Below are 21,428 nucleotides of genomic sequence, written 5' to 3'. Positions count from 1 at the left end.
CGGGCCGGGTGTCGCTGGAGTGCTCACGAACAGCAGCGTACGGCCAGCGGGGCGGCATCGGCAGGCGCGCAGCGGCCGGGCGCTACCAGGCTCGGGCCGAGCGGGCAACAGCGGACGGCTACCCTTGTACGGTGACGCTACGCCTGTATGACACCGCCACCCGATCGGTGCGGGACTTCGTCCCGCGGGAAGCCGGCAAGGTGGGGGTCTACCTGTGTGGTCTCACCCTCCAGGCACCGCCGCACATCGGTCATCTTCGCTCCGGCGTCAACTACGACGTGTTGCGTCGCTGGCTGTCGGCGGCCGGTCTCCAGGTCACCTTCATCCGCAACGTGACCGACATCGACGACAAGATCCTGGTCAAGGCGCAGGAGCAGGAGCGCCCCTTCTGGTCGATCGCCTACGCCAACGAGTTGAAGCTCGCCGAGGCGTACCGGGCGTTGAACGTGCTGCCACCCAGCTACGAGCCACGCGCCACCGGTCACATTCCCGAGATGCACGGGTTGATCGAGCGGTTGATCGAGCGGGGGCACGCCTACCCGGCCACCGACGGCTCGGGCGACGTGTACTTCGACGTGTGCTCGTGGCCGTCGTACGGTGCGTTGTCCAACCAGTCGCCCGACGACATGCAATCCGCGGGTGACGCACCGGATCGGGGTAAGCGCGACCCGCGTGACTTCGCGCTCTGGAAGGGCGCCAAGCCGGATGAGCCGGCGGACGCCTACTGGCCGTCGCCCTGGGGGCAGGGCCGCCCCGGCTGGCACATCGAGTGCTCGGCGATGTGCTGGCGCTATCTGGGCGCGGAGTTCGACATCCACGGCGGCGGGCTCGACCTGACCTTCCCGCACCACGAGAACGAGTTGGCCCAGTCCCAGGCCGCCGGCCTGCCCTTCGCCAGGTACTGGGTGCATCACGGGCTGCTCAGCATCGGCGGGGCGAAGATGGGCAAGTCGCTGGGCAACGCCCTCGACCTCGACTACGTCGCCACCCTCGGGGTGCGCCCGGTCGAGCTGCGCTACTACTACGTGGCCGCGCACTACCGATCGCGGATCGACTACTCGGAGGAGGCGCTGCGCGAGGCTGCCGTCGCGTACCGGCGGATCGAGGGCTTCGTGACGCGGGCCGTGGAACGGGTCGGCGCGGGTGCGCTCGGCGAGTTGCCGGCCGCGTTCGCCGCGGCCATGGACGACGACCTGAACACCTCGGCCGCGCTGGCGGCGCTGCACGAGGTCCTGCGGGACGGCAACAACGCGCTGGCCGGCGGGGACGATGTGACCGTGCGCACCACGCTCGCCAGCGTGCGCGCGATGCTGGATATCCTCGGGGTCGACCCCCTCGACCCGGCCTGGACCGGCGGAGCCCGGGCGAGCGACCTCCGTGGTGTGGTGGACTCCCTGATCGCCCTGGCACTGGAACAGCGCGCGCAGGCCCGGGTCCGCAAGGACTGGGCCGCCGCCGACGCGCTGCGGGATCAACTCAAGCGGGCCGGAGTGGTGGTCGAGGACACCCCACAGGGGCCGCGTTGGACTATTGGAGAGCAGGACTGATGGCCGGCAATTCGCAGCGCCGTGGTCGACGGGTGGCGTCGAAGGCCAGTGCCCCGAAGGGGTCCGGCGGCAAGAACCGGGACTCCCTCGCCGGGCGTGGCCGGACGTTGCCGGCCGACGAGCGTCCCTGGCACAAGGCGTACTCCGGCACCGAGAAGCTGCCGCAGCGCACCGCGTGGAAGCAGGAGAAGGAGCGCCGGGCGGCGGCCGAGGAGGGGCGGGCCCCGAAGATCGGCCAGCCCGGCAGCAAGGACACCACCTGGGGCAAGGGTGGTGGCCGGGGCACGGCCAACGCCAAGCCGGCGCGCGGTAAGCAGCCCGCCGGGCGGAGCGGCCCCCGGGTCGCGCCGGGGCGCAAGTCCAACCCGGCGAAGGACTCCCCGGAACTGTTGGTGGGCCGCAACCCGGTACTGGAGGCGCTGCGTACCCAGGTGCCGGCGACCGCGCTCTACACCGCGCTGGGCATCGACATGGACGACCGGGTCAAGGAGATCGTCCGGACCGCCGCCGACCGGGGCATCGCGATCCTGGAGGTCAGCCGGGCCGAGCTGGACCGGATGACCGGGGGCGTGCTGCACCAGGGCGTCGGTCTCCAGGTGCCGCCGTTCGCGTACGAGCCGTTCGAGGACCTGGTCGCCGCCGCGCTGGAACAGCCGGCACCGCTGCTGGTGGCGCTGGACGGGGTGACCGATCCGCGTAACCTCGGCGCGGTCATCCGCTCCGCCGCCGCGTTCGGCGCGCAGGGCGTCTTCGTACCCGAGCGGCGGGCGGCCGGCATCACCGCGACCGCCTGGCGGACCAGCGCGGGCGCGGCGGCCCGGGTGCCGGTGGCCCAGGTGACCAACCTCACCCGGTCGCTGAAGGCCTGCCAGGACGCCGGGTTCATGGTGGTCGGCCTGGACGCCGACGGGGAGACGGACCTGTACGACCTGGAGGCCGCCGTCGGCCCGCTGGTCGTGGTGGTCGGCTCGGAGGGACGGGGACTGTCCCGCCTGGTCGGGCAGACCTGCGACCTCACCGTCAGCATTCCGATGATCTCCGAGGTGGAGTCACTGAACGCCAGCGTGGCCGCCGCGGTCACCCTGGCGGAGGTGGCGCGCCGCCGGGCCGTCGAGGGCTGAGAACCGCGGAGCGTACGCGAAAGGGGCGGCCCGCCATCGGCGGACCGCCCCTTTTCGCTGTTGCTACGTCAGATGCGCTTCCCGGTGGCGGAGTGGAAGACGTGGCTCTGGCCGGTACGCGGCCTCACGAAGATCGTGTCGCCGAGCTTCGGCATCTGCCGACGGTCGGTGCGGACCACGAACCGCTCGGAGGCGCCGTCGAGCGCGGCGTGGCCGTAGACGTTGGCGTCGGAGCCCAGGTCCTCGACCAGCTCGACCACGACCGGCATGCCGCCCTCGGTCGGGCTGACGATGTCGCAGTCCTCCGGGCGGAAGCCCACGGTCACCTTGCCGTTGCCGCCCTCGGCGCTCGCCGCCTCGACCTGCTCGCGGGTCAGCGGCACGGACATCTCCGCGAACGACGCGCCCTGCTCGCTGAACGGGACGGTCTTGATGTTCATGGCGGGCGAGCCGATGAAGCCGGCGACGAAGACGTTGGCCGGGGTGTCGTAGAGCGTCCGCGGGGTGTCGACCTGCTGGAGCACACCGTCGAGCATGACCGCGACCCGGTGGCCCATGGTCATGGCCTCGACCTGGTCGTGGGTGACGTAGACGGTGGTGATGCCGAGCTTGGCCTGCAGCGACGCGATCTGCGTACGGGTCTGCACCCGCAGCTTGGCGTCGAGGTTCGACAGCGGCTCGTCCATCAGGAAGACCTGCGGCTCCCGGACGATCGCCCGGCCCATCGCGACCCGCTGGCGCTGACCGCCGGAGAGCGCCTTCGGCTTGCGGCTGAGGTACTCCTCCAGCTGGAGCAGCGCCGCCGCCTCCTTGACCCGCCGGTCGATCTCGGACTTGGAGGTCTTGCGCAGCTTGAGCGCGAACGCCATGTTCTCGTACACCGTCATGTGCGGGTAGAGGGCGTAGTTCTGGAAGACCATCGCGATGTCGCGGGCCTTCGGCGGCAGGTGGGTGACGTCCCGGTCGTCGATGTAGATCGCGCCGTCGTCGACGTCCTCCAGGCCGGCGAGCATGCGCAGGCTGGTGGACTTACCACAGCCGGAGGGACCGACCAGGACGAGGAACTCGCCGTCGCCGATCTGGAGGTCGAGCTGGTTGACCGCGGGGCGTTCGGTGCCCGGGTAGATCCGGGACGCCTTCGCGTAGGTGACCGTAGCCATGAGGGGGCGCTTCCTTTCACCGGCAGGAACGTGCCGGACGATCCGAGTGAAGGAGCGACCGGCACGGGTGCCCGTACCGGCGCCACGGCCAGCGCGGGGCGAACCCGTGTCGGCCGTGTCACTGCACGGTAAACGGCTTTGGCCACGATGCCAAGGTCCATGGTCGACCGGTAGTTCCGAAGCATTCGCATACCGGTCACTCGGGCACGGTCGGACACGAATCGACGTCCACGCGTCGGGATGTTGACGTTTCCCATGCTCGGGACCCCTGCCGAGCAGGAAAACCGGACGTCGGTCGCTATGCTGGCCACGACACAACGCCCCTGTAGCTCAGCTGGCCAGAGCACCCGCCTTGTAAGCGGGATGTCGCCGGTTCGATCCCGGCCGGGGGCTCCATCCGTATCACGCGTGGCACACCGGGCGGACATCTCGGCGTGGCCGGGTGTTCAGACGGGCCGGTTAGGCTCCGCCTCCACCCGTCACGCCGTGACCCGTCACCACGACCAGGGGCGCCCGCCACCGTGCACCATGCCAACCACTACTACGGGCACTCCCACGTGCTGGCCCGCTACTGCGGGCTCGACGACCGGGACCCGCCCCGCGTCCGCGGCTACCTCCAGCACGGCTGGAACATCGGCGACGGCATGGCGTACGACCACGAGTTCGTACCCGGCGTACCGCTGTTCCTGTGGTCGGAGCGGACCCGGCGGCGGGCCTGGTCCCTGGGTCGCCGCCAGACGTACGTGGTCGGCGCTCCGTGGGCGTACCTGCTGGCGATGGAGCCGGACGACCCGCGACGGCGGGAGGGGGCCATCTGGTACCCCTTCCACGGCTGGGAGGGGCAGCGGGTCGTCGGTGACCACGACCGGCTGATCGACGAGATCCGGGCCGTCGAACCGGGGCCGGTGACGGTCTGCCTCTACTGGCAGGAGTACCGGTCCAACCGGGTGCGCCAGCACTACGAGCGGGCCGGCTTCCGGGTGATCTGCCACGGCTACCGGGGCGGTCGCTGGCGTGACCTCGACCCGGGTTTCCTGCACCGGCAACTGGCCGAGCTGCGGCGGCATCGTCGGGTCGCCTCGAACCGGCTGTGCAGCGCGGTCTTCTACGGCATCCTCGCCGGCTGTGAGCCGGCCGTCTACGGCGATCCGATGCAGCTGGCCGGTGAGGCGCCGATCTGGGGTGGTCAGCCGCGGATCCGGCGCCAGTGGGCGAGCCTGCACGGCCCGCAGGTCGACCCGGACAGCGCCCGTGCCCTGGCCGTCGCCGAGTTGGGTGCCGACCGGCTGCTGGCACCGGCCGAGCTGCGCCGGCTGTTCCGCTGGCCCGAGCCCACCGGTCGGCACCCGGCCCCCACGGTCCGATCCGCCGACGAGCACCACGGCACGGAGGTTGGCCGATGAGCGAGCGCAGCGAGCGAATCATTCAGCGCAGTGGGGCGACTCGTCGTGACGCCGAGCGCGGCGAGGTGGGGCGATGAGTGAGGTGCAGCTGCTCGGTGGCGAGATGCTCGGCTGGTCGGATCTCGACGGCGCACACGGCCCCGGCCCGGTACGCGGTCCGGAACTGGCGGCCCTGTTGTCCGTCGTGTCCGGCCGCACGCTGGTGGTCGGGCCACACGACCCCCAGCTGCTCGACGCGCTGCCCTCGGCCGACCTGACCGTGCTGGTCCGAGGACTGCCCGACGCCGAGGCGCTGGCTGCCCGCTACGCCGGATCGACCGGGGTACGGGTGTGCTGTGGCGGCCCGGAGAAGCTCGCCGGCACCGCCGCGTACGACAGCGTGGTCGCCCTGGACGGGCTGGAGCGCCTCGGTTCGGTCGAGGGGACGCAGCTGTCCTGGGGCGAGGCGTTCGACCTGCTGGTGTCGGTGCTGCGGCCCGGCGGTCGGCTGCTGCTCGGGGCCGAGAACCCGCTCGGGCTGCACCGGTTGCTGGCGTCGCCACCGCCGAGCACCGACTCCGACTGGGGGTCGCTCGGCGAGTACGACGACACCCGCCCGGCCGGCCCCGACCGGCTGCGGGCCCGCATGACGGCGTCGGGACTGCGGATCGGCGGCGCCTGGGCGGTCTTTCCGTCCCCCGTCGCGCCGGCCGCCCTGCTCGACCCGGAACTGCTGGCCGACCCGGACCTGACCGGGTTTCTCCAGGCCGTCCTCGGCAACCAGGCGGTGTTCAGCGAACAGGTCGTCCTTGGCGATCGGGCCGTCCCCGGCGACCAGGCCGAGCTCGGCGACGGCGACCGAAGGACGGGTGACCCCGGTACCGGACGCGACGGCCCGGTGCCGGTCGCACCGCTGCTGGCCGACCCGGCTCGGCTGGCCGGATCCGCCGTCCGGAACGGGATCGCCGTCGAACTCGCGCCGGCCTGGGTGCTGCTCGGCGAACGCCTGCCGGGTCCGTCGACGCCGGCGGATCAGCCCGTCGCGCACGCCGATCCTGAGGCCGACCGGGCCGGGGCGGTGCCGCCCGCGGCGCTGCTGGTGCTGAACGGTCGGCTCCGGGAGGTGCGCCGGGACCCGGCGGGTGGGTGGCGGTTCACCGACGGCGAGACCGTCCCGTCGGGGCGTACCGTCGAGGATCTGGTGGTGGCCGCGACGTTGCGCCGGGACCTGCCGGCGGTGCGGGCGCTGCTCACCGCCTGGCAGCGCGGTGCGGCGGCGGGGACGCCCGCGGACGCCGTGGTCGTCACCCCGGCCGGCACCTGGCACCGACCCACCAGGGCCGGCGAGCCGACGATGGTGCTGCGGCGGCTGGCGTCCCGGCTGGTCGACGCCGGGCTGGCCGACCTCTGGCCGGCCGGTGAGCTGGCCGCCATGCTGACCACGATGTCCGGTCGGGAGCCGGGGACGTCGGTGGACCAGGTGGTGGGTGCGGCTGCCGGCGGCTGGCGGGAACTGCTGACGGACCGGGACCGGCTGGCCCGCGAGCTGTCCGAGGCGCGCGCGCTTCAGGACTGGTACGAACGGACGTTGACCGAGCGCGACGACGAGCTGAAACGGCTGCGCCGGATCGTCGCACTGCTGCACGGCACCCCCACCGCACGGGCCGGACGGCTCCTGCTGGCCGGTGCCCGCACCGCCCGTTCCGCCGTCCGCCGCCTCCGACCCACCGACTGACGGTCCCACCGACGGGTGTCGGATCAGGGTGGGGGCAGCAGGGAGTCGTAGAGGGATTCGAGGCGGCGGGTCTGCTGGTGCAGGTCGAAGTCGGTCTCGGCGCGGTGGCGGGCGGCCTTGCCGAGGTGGTCGCGCAGTGCGGCGTCGGTGAGCAGGCGGCGGAGGTTGGCGGCGAGGGCCGGCCGGTCGCCTTCCGCGCAGAGCAGGCCGTTGGCCTCGTGGGTGACCGCCTCGGGGATACCACTGTGGTAGGTCGAGACGACCGGCACGCCGAGACTGAACGCCTCCAGGATGGTGGTGGGCAGGCCCTCGGTGTCGCCGTCCGACGCGGTGCGTGACGGTGCCGCGAGCAGCCGGGCCTCGGCGATGTGCCGCATCACCTCGGGCGGTGGCAGCGCGCCGGGAAAGGTCGCGTCCACGCCCAACTGTGCGGCGCGGGTACGCACCCGCTCGTGCAGCGGCCCGGTGCCGACCAGCAGCACCTGGGGCCGCAGTTCGGAGAGCATGCCCAGCGCCTCGACGAGATCCTCGACCCCCTTCTTCTCGACGAATCGGCCGACGAACACGACGTCCCACCGCTTCGGCCCGGCGGCCGGCTCCGGTGGCACCGGCACCCCGGTGTGGTGGACGCGGACCTTCCGCGGATCCGCTCCCAGCGCCACCGCCCGGTCCCGGATCGCCCCGGAGACGGCCAGGATCAGCGCGGCCCGACCGAACATGGTCCGCAGGTTCCGCCGGTGCCGAGCGCCGCGCGGACCGGGTGCCGCCGCCTGCCGGGTGACGTCGAGGCCGTGCAGGGTGACGACCAGCGGGATGCCCAGCTGTTCGGCGGCCCGGCTGACCAACCAGCCGTCGCCGCCGAAGTGCGCGTGCACCACCCCGGGGCGTAGCCGGGCCAGCATCCGCCGCAGCCGGGGTGACCCGCCGGTCAGCCGCAACCGCAGCCACTCGCGGCGGCCACGCGGCGTGTCCGGGCACAGCACCACGTCGCTGTCCCGGGACAGCGGTGAGACCACCCGGACGGCACCCAGGTAGACCGGACGCCAGGTGGGCAGCGCGTCGGCCTGGTTGCGGACGAACGTCTCCGAGCCCGGTAGCAGGCAGCTGCGCCAGATCACGGCGACCCTATCGCCGGACATCGGCCCCGATTCCCGGCGTCCCGGCGGTGCCGGCCGCTTCCGTCGACGTGCCGGCGGAGGTCCCCGCCGCTTGGGTCGCCGCGCCACCTGGCACTTGCCGGCCGGCATCGGGCCCGGTGCTCGTGGACTGGCCCGGCGAGGGCGGACCGCCGCGCCGGCCACGGCCGAGGATCCGGTCGCGTACCCGGTGTCGCAGCTGCGGCGGAAGCACCCAGATCTGCAGGAACGTCAGGTAGTCGACGAAGCCGGGCCGCCCGTGCCGGCGCGCCTCGTCGAGCAGCAGCCGGAACACGCGGAAGCTGCGGGTTGGCGCGGCCATCGAGCTGATGATGCTCATCGTGATCGCCGCGTACGCCCGTGGGGTGATCAGTGGACGGATCCCGCGTAGCCACTCGAGCTGGGCCTCCCACGGCGAGCTGAGGCTGATCCGTGGCCGGTCCTCGTCCTGGTGCCAGAGCACCAGCGGCTCGGCGGCGACCAGCAGCTCGACGTCCGGGTGGCTCATCGCGCGTACGGTCCAGTCCAGTTCCTGCTGCCGGCGCAGCCCGACGGTGAACGGCACCCGGCGCAGCAGCTCGGTCGGCGCCATGATGGTCGAAGTCTGGATGAACCCGTCGCCGTGGAACAGTCCGCGCCGCAATGTGAGGTACTCGCAGATCGGCTCGTCCGGTTCCGGCAGCCGGCGGGGCATCACGAACTGCGCCCGGGGCGTTTTGTTGATCAGCCGGCTGGCAATGATCGGGCTGCCCACTGTGGCGCCGCGGGCCAGCTCCAGCTGTGCGGCGAGCTTGGTGGGCAGCCACTCGTCGTCGTCGTCGAGCAGGGCGGTCCATGGAGCACGCGCCTCACGTACGCCGGTGTTGCGGGCGTTGGGCGCGCCGCCCTTGCCGGGCAGCTCGACCACGCGCAGCCGGGCGTCGCCGATCTCGGCGAGGGCCTTGCCGGTGTCCTCGTCCGGACCGTCGACCACGACGATCACCTCGATGTCGGTGACGGTCTGCGCGAGCGCGCTGCGCACCGCGCGGCTCACCAACGCCGGGCGGGCGAAGGTGGGGATGACCACGCTGACCTCGGGTGTGGATGGCATGACCACCTGCTCACTCGTGCTGGCTACGACGTGCGCGCACGGTGACGTTAGGTGGCGCGGGCGGCCCCGAGGTGAATGCCGGGCTGCGCTCAGGCGTACAGCGATGGTCCTCGCATCGGGCGTGCGCCGGACCGGGCCCACCGCCCGACGGAGCGGGTGACGTCGCTAAGGTCGCCGCAGGTGGCGTACGGCGTGGTGCGGCGAGGGGATGGTGGGCGGTGGCGGACGCGGACCTGGTGGTCGAGGTCGCGGGTGCGGTGGCCACGGTGGTGATCCGCAATCCGGGCCGGCGTAACGCGATGACCCCGGCCATGTGGCGGCGGCTGCCGACGCTGCTCGACGGACTGGAGGCCGACCCGGCGGTCCGCGTCGTGGTGCTCACCGGCGCCGACGGCACGTTCTGCGCCGGTGCGGATCTCAGCGACCTGGACGAGCTGCTGGCGGCCGGCGACGGCAGCATCGCCGTGGTGGCCGAGGAACGGCTGGCCAGCTTCGCCAAGCCGACGGTGGCCGCCGTCCACGGTGCCTGCATCGGTGGCGGCTGCCAGTTGGCGGTCGCCTGTGACCTGCGGATAGCCGCGGCCGACGCCCGGTTCGGCGTACCGCCGGCCCGGCTGGGGCTGGTCTACCCGGCGCCCACCACCCACCGGCTGGCCCGGCTGATCGGCCCGGCGGCGGCGAAGTACCTGCTGTTCACCGGTGAGTTGGTGGACGCCGACCGGGCACTGCGGATCGGGCTGGTCGACGAGGTGCTGCCCGGTACCGACCTGGCCGCCCGGGTCGACCGCCTCACCGGCGTGATCGCCGAGCGCTCGCAGCTCAGCGTCGCCGCCGCCGCCGCCAAGGAGATCGTCGACGGGCGGGCGGACGAGGATCGGACGGCGTGGTGGCACGAGCAGGTGCGGGCCAGTGACGAGGCCCGGGAGGGCGTGGCGGCCTTCCACGAGCGCCGCGGACCGCGATTCGGTTGGACCCCGCCGGCCTGAGACCAGGTCACCCGGACCGACAGGCCGGGGGCCGGCGGGCGCCGCGCCGGGCGATGCCCGACGCCGCCCCCTGTGCCCGCCGGCCGGCCCGTCACCGCCCGGCCAGTGCCGTCCAGCTCGGTACGACAGGTACGCGCCGCAGCGGCATGCCCGCCTCGGCCGGCGTACGGTCCCCCTTGCGCTGGTTGCAGGCGTAGCAGGCGGCCGTCGTGTTCTTCCAGGTGTTCCGGCCGCCGCGCGAGCGGGGCAGCACGTGGTCGATGGTGTCGGCCGGCCCGTCGCAGTAAGCGCAGCACCTGCCGTCACGGCGTAACACCCCGGCCCGGGACCATGCCGGGCCGGCGCGCATCCGCCAGCGGGTCACCACGTAACGCACCAGCCGGACCACCCGGGGCACCGGGAACACCCCGATGACCCGGTCCGGTACGGCCTCGTGGATCTCGGCGACCCGGCGGCAGAGCATCCGGATCGCGTGCTGGACGGTGACCCGGTGCAGCGGGCCGAGGTCGGCGTTGATGACGAGGACGGCGTCCACCGGTGTCTCCCTCCACGAACGGTGACGGACGTACGGGCGGACGGCGACGAGCCGCCCGACCCGGGCACGGGTGGGCGGCTCGGCGGGCGGCGGTATGCGTCAGCCGGGGCGGTCACCCAGGGGGCGTTCGGTGCGCCAACCGCCGGGCATCCGCGAGCCCGGCCGTCCCGCCGGTACGGCGGTGGTGGCGTACGGCCTCGACATGACGGACTCCCGGATCGGCGGTTGACCTTGCGCGATCACGGTAGGTGCGGCCGAGGTGAGGCGGCAACGCATTTCGATGGCCCGGTCGGCGGTGCCCGCCGTCCGGCCTGGAACCCGGAGGTCAGCCCCGGGCGAGCAGACCACGCGGCCGGATCGAGTGCAGCGGCTCGGCGGCACCACCCTCGGCGCGCAGGATGTGGTTCGCCGCGAGGATGCCGGTGGCCGCCGCCCGCTCCATCAGGGCGCTGGGAAAGTCGGTGCTGATGCCGTCGCCGGCCAGGTAGAGGCCGGTCGCGTCGGTGCGGACCCCCGGACGCCAGGCGTGGCTGCCCGGCGTGAAGGCGGGCGCCTTCGCCTCGACCCGGGCCCGCAGTTCGCGTACCCGCAGTCGGGTCGTCTCCGGCCAGAGCACCGCCAGTTCGGCACGCATCCGCTCGGCCAGGTCGGTGGCGGGCACGTCCGGCTCGCAGGCGTACGCGTGCAACTCGATCACCGAGCCGGCGGCGCGCTCGGCCCAGTGGCGGGATTCGCGTTCCAGCCGGTGGTACAGCGTGACCGAGTCCAACGTGGCCTGTCGGGACACCCCGCTGAAGGTCGCCCGATGGGGATCGACGTCCCCGTCGCACCAGTAGCGGGCGACCGCGTACGGCGGGCCGGGCCGACCGTACGCGGGCATCGCCGCCGCCAGGGCCGGGGCCTGCTCGACAAGCGACGGCGAGTCCGCGACCAGGGCGGCGAGCGCGGGCGGGTCGACGGCGAGCACGACGTGCCCGGCCCGGTACGTGTCGTGCGCGCTGTGCACCTGCCAGCCGTCGGGGTCGCGGTGCAGACCGGTGACCGGCTCGCCGGTGCGGATCCGGCCGCCGTGCCGCTCGACGTGCCGGGTCAGTGGCTTCCAGATCGACGTGGCGTAGTCCTCGTCGGGGCAGTCGAAGGCGAGCCCTTCCGGGTTGCCGAGCAGGTAGAAGTGGAACTGCGCGATCATCTCGGCGGCCGACATCTCCGCCTCGTGATTGAAGAACGAGTGGGAGAAGACCTCGAAGAGCATCGCCCGGGCCCGGTCGGGCAGCCGCAGCGAGTCGAGCAGGTCGTCGGCGGTGGTGTGGTCGAACTCGGCGTAGGTGCGTACCGGGTTGTACGTCAGCAGCGGCAGGGCCGCGTCCCGATCCATCCGGCGCAGGTCGCGCAGGCGCAGGCTGGGGCTGCGGGCGAGCAGGGTGAGCAGGTTCGCCGGTGGCGCGGGGGGCAGCCGCCCGAACTCCTCGGTCGGCCACTCGGCGCTGAGCACCGGATAGCCGGGGACGGCCCGCAGGAACCGCAGCGCCGGGTCGATCCGGCGCAGGATGTTGCGCCAGTTGTAGTACTGCCGGAAGAAGGCGTGGAAGCCGTGCTCGTTGACCTGGTCGGTCCCGTCGGCGAGGGTTTCCGGCCAGGCGCCGAGCCGGCCGCCCAGGGTGGGCGCGGCCTCCAGCACGGTCACCTCGACGCCGCGTTCGGCGAGCACCACCGCCGCGGACATGCCGGCGATGCCACCGCCGACGACCACGGCGGTGACCGGACGCGGCACGCGGGGGGCGCCACCCCCGCCGGGGTCGATCCGGTGCCGACGTACGCCGATGAACCGTCCGGCCAACTGCGACAGCGTCATCTGACCTCCCCGGCCCAGTGTGCCCCTCAGGTCAGGGCAGGCAGCGGCGGGGGCGGTCGGAGGTCGGCCAGACGTAGTCCAGGTCGTCGGGGACGTCGTCGCCGAAGATGGGGCGATAGTGCGTCGGGTCCTTGCGCAGCAGCGACGAACGGTGGCTCAGGTGCACCTCGGTTCGGCCGAGCCACGGCGGCAGTTCCCCGGCGACGGCGAGCTCCTGCTGGGTGCGGACCTGCTCGACGCCGCAGGCGGCGGCCAGGTCGACGGTCAGCGTGGTGGCGCAGGTGTCGGCCCGGCCGGCCGCGCACCAGACCGCGCAGACGTCCAGCCCGTACCGGGTCAGGGCCTCCTCGTACCCGGCCCACATCTTCACCGCCGGGTGGTTGCGCCAGCCGTACGTGGGCCAGGTCAGCCCGCGTAGCACCTGGATCGCCTCCACCCGCTGCTTGCCGAGCCGTCGTTGGTCCAGCGCCCGGGCGCTGGCCAGAAAGTCCGGGTACGGCAGGAAGGTCTGCATGCCGCTGCCCTACCCGTCGCCGGCCGGGACATGCCGCGTCGCGGCAGCCACGATCATGACGGACTGCGCGGGCCGCGACCGGCTGACTACCATGCGGGGCATGGCGGAGCCGCTGCTCGATCGGGCCCTGCGGGCCAGCCGCCGGTTGCGGGCCAACGGGGAGTCCCGGGCGCACTACGTGATCTGCGGGCAGGATCCGCTCGCCTACTGGGTGGTGCGGACGATGCTGGCCGGCGAGACACAGGCCGGCCGGGTACGGATCACCCTGGTCGTGCCGGAGCGTCGGCGTTCCCCCGGGCCGGACGGCCGTGACCTGCCGGGCATCGAGGTGATCCGGGCCGACCGGCTGGACGAGGCCACGTTCCGCCGGGCCGGGCTGGTCGACGCCGCCGGGTTGGCCCTGCTGCACCAGGACGACGTGGGAAACATGCACGCGGCGCTCTGCGCGCAGGAGGTGGAGCCCCGGCTGCGCCTGGTGGTGCGGATGTTCAACACCGGGCTGGCCAACGGCGTACGGCAGATCTTCCCCGACTCGGCGGTGCTCTCCGACGCCTCGATGGCCGCGCCGGCCTTCGTGGCCGCCGCGCTCGGCGAGGTCGCGCCGACGCACTTCCGGCACGGCGGACGCACCCTCTACGTGGCCCGCCGCGACGACGTACGCCCCAGCGAGATCGTCTGCGGGGTGGCCGACACGCGCGACGCCCAGCAGGATCTGGTGTTGCCGGCCGACGACCGGGCCGCCGACGTGGTGCTCGCCGAGGCGGTCGGCCGGCCCGCCGGGACCGAGCTGGCCGCGCGGCGGCTGGTCCGGGCGCGGCGTCGGCGGCGGCCGGTGGCGGTGGTGCTCCGGGCGATCCGCAGCTTCGCCACCCGGAAGATCGGTATCGCGGTGCTGGTGCTGCTCGCCATGGTGGCCGCCCTGGGCGGGCTGTATGCCACCGCGGCGCACGTCGGCTGGGGCGACGCGCTCTACCTGACCCTGGTCACCACTCTGAGCGGTCAGGATCCGGACCCCGCCAAGTCGGCCGCCGAGCAGGTCATGCAGGTGGTGCTGAACCTCGCCGGGCTGGCGCTGATCCCGCTGATCACGGCGGTGGTGGTCGACGGGGTGGTGCAGGCCCGGCTGGCCATGCACACCGGGCGGATCCTGCCCGAGCGTTCCGGCCACGTCGTGGTGGTCGGGCTCGGCAACATCGGCACCCGGGTGATGGCCCAGCTCAACGACTTCGGCGTCGAGGTGGTGGCGATCGACAAGAGCGCGGACGCGCGCGGTGCCGGGCTGGCCCGGCGGCTCGGCGTACCGCTGGTGGTGGGCGACGCGGGGCAGGAGGAGACGCTGCGGGCCGCCTCCGTGGCGACCTGCCAGGCGTTGGTGGTGGTCTCGACGGATGACGGGGCGAACCTGCGTGCCGCGCTCAACGCCCGAGCCCTCGACGACCAGCTCCGGGTGGTGCTGCGGCTCTTCGACGGCGACTTCGCCGAACGGGTGCAGCGGGCGTTCGGCATCGGCACCTCGCGCAGCGTCTCCTACCTGGCGGCGCCGTCGTTCGCCGCCGCCCTGCTGGACCGGGCGGTGATCGCCACCATCCCGGTGGGCCGGCACGCGTTGCTGGTCACCGAGGTTCCGGTGGCCGCCGGCTCGGATCTCGACGGTCGTACGCTCGCCACCGTCGGCCGGGCCGGCAGCGTCCGCCTGCTCGCCCATGCCCGGGCGGGGCAGCGCCTGGACTGGTCGCCGGACCCCCGCATGGTGATCGTGGCCGGTGACCGGCTGACCGTGGTGGCCCGCCGGGCCGGCCTGAACGCGTTGCTGCGCGAGGTCGCACCACCGGAGCCGGCACCGCCGTCCGGCACCCCGGTGCCGCGCGAGGCGACGGAGTGACGATCGGTCAGCGGCGGGCTGACCGGAGGGCGTACCAGGCGGCGCCGAGGGCGAGCACGCCGAAGCCGGCGAGCACGCTGGACAGCGGCAGGTTGACGGCGAGCAGCACGCAGCCGACCAGCCCCGCCACGGCTAGTGCCCGCACCGGCAGCTTCCGCTCCGGCTCCCGTCCCAGCGTCAACGCCGCCGCGTTGGTGATGGCGTAGTAGACGAGCACCGTGCAGGCGGAGAAGCCGATCGCCCCCCGCACGTCGCCGAGCAACACGACCAGGATCACCACGGCGGCCACCGCCAGCTCGGCCCGGTGCGGCACCCGGTACCGGGGGTGCACCGCGGCCAGCCCGGCCGGCAGGTCCCGCTGGCGGGCCATCGCCAGCGTGGTGCGACCCACCCCGGCCAGCAGGGAGAGCAGCACCCCGGTCACCGCGACCGTCGCGCCGGCCCGGACCACCCACTCCAGGCCGGGCAGTCCGGCCGCGCCCACCACCTCGGCCAGCGGCGCGGCGGAGGTGGCCAGCCGGTCCGCGCCGAGCACGCCGACGGCGACCAGCCCCAGGACCAGGTAGATGACCAGCACCAGACCGAGCGCCAACGGCACCGCCCGGGGAATGGTGCGCTGCGGATCGCGTACCTCCTCCCCGAGCGTGGCGATCCGGGCGTACCCGGCGAAGGCGAAGAAGAGCAGCCCGGCAGCGGTCAACACACCCCGGACGGTGCCACCGGGCTGGTCGATCCGGTCGACGGAGACGCTCGCCGCACCGGCCACCGCGACGAGCGCGAGCACGGCGAGGACCAGGAGCACCAGGATCCGGGTGGCGGCGGCGGTCTTGCCGATGCCGCGCAGGTTCACCGCCGTCACCGCGACCACCGCCAGCACCGCGACGAGCCGGGCCTGCCCCGGCCAGAGGTACGCCCCGACGGTCAGCGCCATCGCCGCGCAGCTGGCCGTCTTGCCGATCACGAAACCCCAGCCCGCGAGGAACCCGGCGAACGGGTTCAGCCGCTTCCGACCGTAGACGTAGGTGCCGCCGGACTCGGGATAGCGGGCGGCCAGCCGGGCGGAACTCGTCGCGTTGCAGAAGGCGATGAACCCGGCCAGGGCCAGGGCGACAAGCAGGCCGGTGCCACCGGCCGCCGCCGCGGCGGGAGCGAAGACCACGAAGATGCCCGCGCCGAGCATCGACCCGAGACCGATGACGACGGCGTCCGGCACTCCCAGCCGGCGCGTGAGTCGGTCCACGGCGGCACCCTACCGGTACCGGATGAACGGCCCGTCCCACTGCCGGAGGCGGCCGGGTAGCGGCAGGTCGTCCCAGGGCACCCGGTGCAACAGCCGGTCCAGCAGCAGCCCCAGCAGCAGCGCGGCCAGCCCGTCGGTGAGCCAGTGGAAGTTGAGGTAGGTGGTGGTGACCAGCAGGATCCCCGGCGGCGCGTACCGCACCAGCCGGTACAGGCCGGCCGGCAGCCGACCGACGGTCAGCGACACCAGCAGCAGGGCGATCACGCCATACCAGACGATCGCATTGGCCACGTGTCCGGACGGGTAGGACATCGAGTAGGCGCCGGCCGGCAGGTGGTTGAAGACCTGCACGGCCTCCTCGGGAGGCAGGAACGGTTCCTTGACCGAGGCGGTGGGTGCCGCCCGGTCGGTCCAGAGCTTGAGCGGACCGATGGTCGCCATGGTGACCAGGAGGGCGCCTGCGACCAGCAGGAACGGTCGGATCGTCCGTCGTCGCCAGGCCACCGCGACCGCCAGCGCGCCGGAGAGCGGCAGCAGCAACCCGCCGCCCTGACCGAGCAGGTTGAACGCCCGGGCGGTCCAGTACAGCGGGGCCGGGTCGTGGGTGAAGGCCCACTCGCTGACGGCGAGGTCGAGATCGAGCAGTTGGCCGCGGGCGAGCGCGGCGGTCAGCGCCACGAACCCCGCCAGCAGGACGGCGTCGAACCACCAGCCGGCCGGGCGTACCGGTGCCAGGCGGATGCTCCGGCGTACCGGTGTCGTCTCCCGCACCCCGATCACGCTACCGGCCCGCACGGTGCTCCCGACGCCCGGCGACTGTGGGCCGAGCCACGAAGGGAGGCGTTCCGGCGGCGGAAACGTCAAACTTGACGCCGTGCGGATCACCTCGGCCCTCGTCGACCCGGCGTTGCTCGACCTGCCCTGGTCGACCCCGTTGGAGCAGTGGCCGGCCGAGCACCTGGTCGCGCTGCCCCAGGGCATCTCCCGGCACGTGGTGCGGTTCGTGCAGTTGGGTGGGCACGTCTACGCGGTCAAGGAGACCGGCGAGCGGGTGGCCGAGCGGGAGTACGACCTGCTGCGTGCCCTGGAACGCATCGACTTCCCGTCGGTCAAGGCGGTGGCGATCGTCGCCGACCGGGAGTCCGACGCGGGTGAGCCGCTGGACCCGGTACTGATCACCCGTCACCTCCAGTTCTCCCTGCCGTACCGGGCGCTGTTCTCCCACACGCTGCGGCCACCGACGATGGGGCGGCTGCTCGACGCCCTCGCCGCGCTGCTGGTCCGGATGCATCTGACCGGTTTCTTCTGGGGCGACTGCTCGCTGTCGAACACGCTGTTCCGGCGGGACGCGGGTGCCTTCGCCGCGTACCTGGTCGACGCCGAGACCGGCGCGCTGCGCAGCGTGCTCTCCAACGGCCAGCGTGGCGAGGACCTGGAGATCGCCCGGGTCAACATCTTCGGCGAGGCGCTCGACCTTCAGGCGGCCGGCCTGCTGCACGAATCGATCGACCCGGAGGTGGTCTGCGAGGAGGTGGTGCAGCGCTACGAGCGGCTCTGGCACGAGATCACCTACGAGCAGCAGGTCGAGCGCGCGGCCCGGCACGACATCGAGGGGCGCATCCGCCGGCTCAACGAGCTGGGTTTCGACGTGGCGGAGGTGGCCATGTCGAGCATCGACAACGGCCGTTACCTCATCCGGCCGAAGGTCGTCGACGCCGGGTACCACCACCGTCGGCTGCTCCGCCTCACCGGGCTGGACGCCGAGGAGAACCAGGCCCGCAAGCTGCTCAACGACCTCGACGCGTACCGGGCGGAGAGCGACCTGACCGACGAGCAGCAGGCCGCGCACCGCTGGCTGACTGAGGTCTTCGAGCCGGTGGTCCGGGCGGTACCCGCGCACCTGCGGCGCAAGCTGGAGCCGCAGGAGCTGTTCGCCCAGATCATCGAGCACAAGTGGTTGCTCTCCGAGCAGGCCGGCCGGGACGTGGGGATGCGCCACGCGGTGCAGTCGTTCCTGTCGGACGTGCTGGTGCACCGCCCCGACGAACAGGCCGTGCTCGGCGTGGAGATCTCGACGGGCTGACCGAGCGGCTGCCGGGTCACTCCACCCAGGTGCCGGCCCGCATCACCCGGACGATCTCCAGGTCGTCGTCGAGCACCACCAGGTCGGCGCGGAGCCCGGCCTGGAGGGTGCCCACCTGGTCGCCGAGGCCGAGGGCCAGGGCCGGCGTGGTGGACGCCATGCGTACCGCGTCGGGAACCGAGGCACCGGCGGCGACCGCGCTGCGCAGCGCCGCGTCCATGGTCAGCGTGCTCCCCGCGATCGCGCCGTCCCGGGCGAGCCGGGCCACCCCGTCGGCCACGGTCACCGCCTGGCCGCCCAGCTCGTAGTCGCCGTCCGGCATGCCGGCGGCGGCCATCGCGTCGGTGACCAGGGCGCAGCGTTCCGGTCCGGCGTTCGAGGTGGCGAAGGTGAGCGTTCCCTCGTGCAGGTGCACCCCGTCGGCGATCAGCTCGCAGATCACGTTCGGCGCGGTCAGCAGCGCCACCACGGGGCCGGGCTCGCGGTGGTGCACCGGTCGCATCCCGTTGAACAGGTGGGTGCCGACGGTCGCGCCCGCCGCCACGGCGGCGCGGGTCTGCTCGTACGTGCCGTCGGTGTGTCCGACGGCGACGACCACCCCGTGCCGGGTGAGCAGTTCCACCGCCTCCAGCGCGCCCGGCCGCTCGGGGGCGAGGGTGACCATCCGGAGCGCGCCGTCACCGATCTTGATGAGCTCCGTCAGTTCGTCGGTGGCGGGATCCCGCAGGAACTCCGGGTTCTGTGCGCCGCACCGGGCGGCGGACAGGTACGGTCCCTCGAAGTGGATGCCGGCCAGCACGCCCTCGCGCACCAGCGGCGCGAAGGCGGCGGTGGCCGAGCGCATCAGCTCGAACGGTGAGCTGACCAGGCTGGCCACCAGGCTGGTGGTGCCGTGCCCCAGGTGGAACGCGGCCGCGGCCCGGGCCTGATCGGCGTCGCCGGTGGTGAAGGTGTGCCCGCCGCCGCCGTGACTGTGGATGTCCACGAAGCCGGGCACGATCCAGTGCCCGTCGCGCACCGACGGGTACTCCGCGACCGCACTGATCCGGTCGCCCTTGACCTCGACGCAGCCCTGCGAGATCACCCCGCCGGGGGTCACCACCTTGCCGTTCACCCGTACGGTCATGGCGTCTCCATCTGGTCGAGGGCGAGCAGGGCGGCACCGAGGCAGCCCGCCTCGTCGCCGAGGACGGCCGGGACCAGTCGCGGCTCCCGGTGGAAGGTGAGCCGGTCCCGCAGCGCGGCACGCAGCGGGTCGAACAGCCCGGCGCCGGCCTGGGCGAGGCCGCCGCCCAGGACGATGGTCGCCACGTCGAACAGGGCCTGGGCGGTGGCGAGGCCGTCGGCCAGTGCCTCGACCGTCTCCCGCCAGACCTGGGCGGCCACCTCCTCGCCGGCGTCGGCCCGGGCGGCCACCTCGGCGGCGGTCACCATGGTCCGTCCCCGGCCGGGCCCGGCGGCGGACCCGTCGTCCGACGCGCTGCCGGTGCGCCGGGTCGTGGCCGTGCCGGTGTCGGTCCCGGTGAGTTCGGCGTAGCGGCGGGCGACGGCCGACGCGGAGGCGACGGCCTCCAGACAGCCCGGCCGTCCGCAGCCGCAGACCGGTCCGTCGGGACGGACCAGGATGTGACCGAGTTCCCCGGCGGCGCCGTGCGCACCGGTGACGGCCCTGCCGGCCACCACGTGCGCGGCGGCGATACCGGTGCCGATCGCGACGAAGAGCACGTGTCCGGTGTCCCGGCCGGCACCCAACCGGGCCTCGGCGAGGCCGCCGGCACGCACGTCGTGGCCGAGCGCCGTGGGCAGGCCGAGCCGCGCGGCCGCCAGGTCGCGCAGGGGTACGTCCCGGAAGCCGACGTTGGCTGACCAGACCGCCACGCCGCGTGCCTCGTCCACGACGCCCGGCACCACGATGCCGAGCGCGGTCGGCGTGAGCCCGTCCGCGTACGCCTTGCCGGCGAGTCCCTCGGCCACCGACAGGATCGTCTCGACCACGGCGGCGGGACCGCGCCCGGCGTCGGTGGGGTGTCGTTCGGCGTGCCGCACGACCCCGTCCGCGCCGACCAGCGCGCACTTCATCCCGGTGCCACCCACGTCGAGCGCGACGGCAACCTCTTCGATCACGTGAGTACCACGGAGCGACTCAGGTGCCGGGGCGCGTCGGGGTCGAGGCCGCGACTGGTGGCCAGCGCGACGGCGAAGCGTTGCGCCAGGATCAGGTCGGCCATCGGGTCGACCGGGGTGCGCCCGGCGGCCCACCGGCCGAGCACCGTGCGGTAGCCGTGGGTGCGGCTGTGTGCGAAGGACGCGCCGGTGGCGGCGACGTCCTCCGGCAGCCCGTCGGGCAACTCGCCGAAGGCCCAGACCAGCCGGCCGGGGGCGGCCACCGAGATGGGGCCGTGCCGGTAGTCCATCGCGGGGTACGCCTCGGCCCAGAAGGTGGCCGCCTCGCGGCATTTCAACGCGGCCTCCTGGGCCAGTCCGATGGTCCAGCCGCGACCGAGGAAGGTGACCTGTTCGATCAGGCTCGGATCGATCGGCAGCGGGGCCCGGACGGCGACCTCCGCGTCGGCGGCGAGGGCGTCCATGTTGTCGCCGAGGTGGGCGCGGAGCAGCGCCAGCGCGGTGGTGGCGAAGCGGGTCTGCACCACTGAGCGTTCGTCGGCGAACGGCATGGTGACGGCGGCGTCGGCGGTCTCCACCACCGGTGAGCCGGGGTCGCCCACCAGCACCGTGGTCGGGATCCGGCCGTGCAGCGCGGCGATCAGCTCCAGCACCTCGGTGGTGGTGCCGGAGCGGGTGATCGCCAACAACCGGTCGTAGTGACGGCCGACGGGGAACTCGCTGGCCTGGAAGGCGTCGGTCTCGCCCTGGCCGGCGGCCTCGCGGCGGGCCGCGTACGCCATGGCCATGAACCAGGACGTGCCGCAACCGACGACGGCGACCCGCTCACCGGGGCGGGGGAGGCGGTCGAGCATCGCCGGGGCCAGTTGGCCCGCCTGGCGCCAGCAGTCCGGCTGGCTCGCGATCTCCGCGTGGACGTACGCCATGAGAACTCCTCGCAGGCCGGAGCCTTGCGCATTACGGCTCGCTAATCCCGTCTTTCGCGCGTCATTCTGCGTGAAACCCATCGGAAATGGCAACCGGGGCCGCGATCGAGCAGAG

General features: G+C 73.4%; 18 protein-coding genes and 1 tRNA gene. 8 read left to right on the top strand and 11 right to left on the bottom strand.

Annotated features, from left to right (window positions below):
- Positions 1-131 precede the first annotated feature (131 nt).
- Both cysS and rlmB read left to right on the top strand, forming a co-directional pair.
- Positions 132-1,547 carry a cysteine--tRNA ligase gene (cysS, locus tag V5O40_RS12915; RefSeq protein ID WP_332905651.1) on the top strand — a complete coding sequence of 472 codons (1,416 nt, stop codon included), beginning with the start codon at positions 132-134 and terminating at the stop codon, positions 1,545-1,547.
- The gene (rlmB, locus tag V5O40_RS12910; protein ID WP_332905650.1) at positions 1,547-2,668 is read left to right on the top strand and encodes a 23S rRNA (guanosine(2251)-2'-O)-methyltransferase RlmB; all 1,122 of its coding nucleotides are present in this window, start codon (positions 1,547-1,549) and stop codon (positions 2,666-2,668) included. Before cysS ends, rlmB begins: the two co-directional genes overlap by 1 nt.
- Before the next feature lie 68 nt (positions 2,669-2,736).
- Here the strand turns inward: rlmB and V5O40_RS12905 are convergent, their stop codons facing one another.
- A complete protein-coding gene (locus V5O40_RS12905; protein ID WP_269738501.1) occupies positions 2,737-3,828 on the bottom strand; it encodes an ABC transporter ATP-binding protein in 1,092 nt (363 codons plus the stop codon).
- Positions 3,829-4,147: 319 nt separating this feature from the next.
- Between V5O40_RS12905 and V5O40_RS12900 the strand changes: the two genes are divergently transcribed.
- From V5O40_RS12900 to V5O40_RS12890, 3 genes are all read left to right on the top strand, one after another.
- Positions 4,148-4,224 (top strand) — tRNA-Thr (locus V5O40_RS12900).
- A gap of 125 nt (positions 4,225-4,349) precedes the next feature.
- On the top strand, positions 4,350-5,231 hold the full coding sequence (locus V5O40_RS12895; RefSeq protein ID WP_332905649.1) for a hypothetical protein: 882 nt from the start codon (positions 4,350-4,352) through the stop codon (positions 5,229-5,231).
- Between the two features lie 73 nt (positions 5,232-5,304).
- Positions 5,305-6,945, top strand: coding sequence for a hypothetical protein (locus tag V5O40_RS12890; RefSeq protein WP_332905648.1), 1,641 nt, complete (start codon positions 5,305-5,307; stop codon positions 6,943-6,945).
- Positions 6,946-6,968: 23 nt separating this feature from the next.
- On the opposite strand, the gene V5O40_RS12885 is transcribed toward V5O40_RS12890, so the two are convergent.
- Together V5O40_RS12885 and V5O40_RS12880 are read right to left on the bottom strand one after the other, a co-directional pair.
- Complete coding sequence (locus tag V5O40_RS12885; protein WP_332905647.1) at positions 6,969-8,084, bottom strand: glycosyltransferase; 1,116 nt, start codon at positions 8,082-8,084, stop codon at positions 6,969-6,971.
- Positions 8,071-9,171, bottom strand: a complete 1,101-nt coding sequence (locus V5O40_RS12880) for a glycosyltransferase family 2 protein (protein ID WP_332905646.1) — start codon at positions 9,169-9,171, stop codon at positions 8,071-8,073. The genes V5O40_RS12885 and V5O40_RS12880 overlap by 14 nt, the downstream gene beginning before the upstream one ends.
- Before the next feature lie 218 nt (positions 9,172-9,389).
- Here V5O40_RS12880 and V5O40_RS12875 point away from each other — a divergent pair, with 218 nt between their 5' ends.
- Positions 9,390-10,157, top strand: coding sequence for an enoyl-CoA hydratase/isomerase family protein (locus V5O40_RS12875; RefSeq protein ID WP_332905645.1), 768 nt, complete (start codon positions 9,390-9,392; stop codon positions 10,155-10,157).
- Between the two features lie 91 nt (positions 10,158-10,248).
- On the opposite strand, the gene V5O40_RS12870 is transcribed toward V5O40_RS12875, so the two are convergent.
- The 3 genes from V5O40_RS12870 to V5O40_RS12860 form a co-directional block, all read right to left on the bottom strand.
- A complete protein-coding gene (locus V5O40_RS12870) occupies positions 10,249-10,692 on the bottom strand; it encodes an HNH endonuclease (protein ID WP_281582407.1) in 444 nt (147 codons plus the stop codon).
- A 325-nt stretch (positions 10,693-11,017) separates the two neighbouring features.
- Complete coding sequence (locus V5O40_RS12865) at positions 11,018-12,544, bottom strand: hydroxysqualene dehydroxylase (RefSeq protein WP_332905644.1); 1,527 nt, start codon at positions 12,542-12,544, stop codon at positions 11,018-11,020.
- A gap of 31 nt (positions 12,545-12,575) precedes the next feature.
- Positions 12,576-13,058 (bottom strand): MSMEG_6728 family protein, encoded by a 483-nt coding sequence (locus tag V5O40_RS12860; RefSeq protein WP_332905643.1) that lies wholly within the window; start codon positions 13,056-13,058, stop codon positions 12,576-12,578.
- Between the two features lie 100 nt (positions 13,059-13,158).
- Between V5O40_RS12860 and V5O40_RS12855 the strand changes: the two genes are divergently transcribed.
- A complete protein-coding gene (locus tag V5O40_RS12855; protein ID WP_332905642.1) occupies positions 13,159-14,940 on the top strand; it encodes a potassium channel protein in 1,782 nt (593 codons plus the stop codon).
- Positions 14,941-14,947: 7 nt separating this feature from the next.
- Here the strand turns inward: V5O40_RS12855 and V5O40_RS12850 are convergent, their stop codons facing one another.
- Both V5O40_RS12850 and V5O40_RS12845 read right to left on the bottom strand, forming a co-directional pair.
- Positions 14,948-16,180: an APC family permease gene (locus V5O40_RS12850; RefSeq protein WP_332905641.1), complete on the bottom strand. Its 1,233-nt coding sequence runs from the start codon at positions 16,178-16,180 to the stop codon at positions 14,948-14,950.
- Positions 16,181-16,189: 9 nt separating this feature from the next.
- Complete coding sequence (locus tag V5O40_RS12845) at positions 16,190-16,975, bottom strand: phosphatase PAP2 family protein (protein WP_332905640.1); 786 nt, start codon at positions 16,973-16,975, stop codon at positions 16,190-16,192.
- A 79-nt stretch (positions 16,976-17,054) separates the two neighbouring features.
- Between V5O40_RS12845 and V5O40_RS12840 the strand changes: the two genes are divergently transcribed.
- Positions 17,055-18,263, top strand: coding sequence for a DUF4032 domain-containing protein (locus V5O40_RS12840; protein WP_332905639.1), 1,209 nt, complete (start codon positions 17,055-17,057; stop codon positions 18,261-18,263).
- Positions 18,264-18,279: 16 nt separating this feature from the next.
- Here V5O40_RS12840 and nagA read toward each other — a convergent pair whose 3' ends face one another.
- From nagA to V5O40_RS12825, 3 genes are read right to left on the bottom strand one after another with little or no spacing between them, the layout of a single operon-like run.
- Positions 18,280-19,389: an N-acetylglucosamine-6-phosphate deacetylase gene (gene nagA, locus V5O40_RS12835; protein WP_332905638.1), complete on the bottom strand. Its 1,110-nt coding sequence runs from the start codon at positions 19,387-19,389 to the stop codon at positions 18,280-18,282.
- Positions 19,386-20,342 carry an ROK family protein gene (locus tag V5O40_RS12830; protein WP_408631870.1) on the bottom strand — a complete coding sequence of 319 codons (957 nt, stop codon included), beginning with the start codon at positions 20,340-20,342 and terminating at the stop codon, positions 19,386-19,388. The genes nagA and V5O40_RS12830 overlap by 4 nt, the downstream gene beginning before the upstream one ends.
- A 41-nt stretch (positions 20,343-20,383) precedes the next feature.
- Positions 20,384-21,313: an SIS domain-containing protein gene (locus tag V5O40_RS12825; RefSeq protein ID WP_332905636.1), complete on the bottom strand. Its 930-nt coding sequence runs from the start codon at positions 21,311-21,313 to the stop codon at positions 20,384-20,386.
- Positions 21,314-21,428: the final 115 nt, after the last annotated feature.

The organism is Micromonospora palythoicola (genome assembly GCF_036689795.1).
Classification (GTDB): domain Bacteria; phylum Actinomycetota; class Actinomycetes; order Mycobacteriales; family Micromonosporaceae; genus Micromonospora; species Micromonospora palythoicola.
This window is presented reverse-complemented; position numbering and strand designations above follow the sequence as displayed.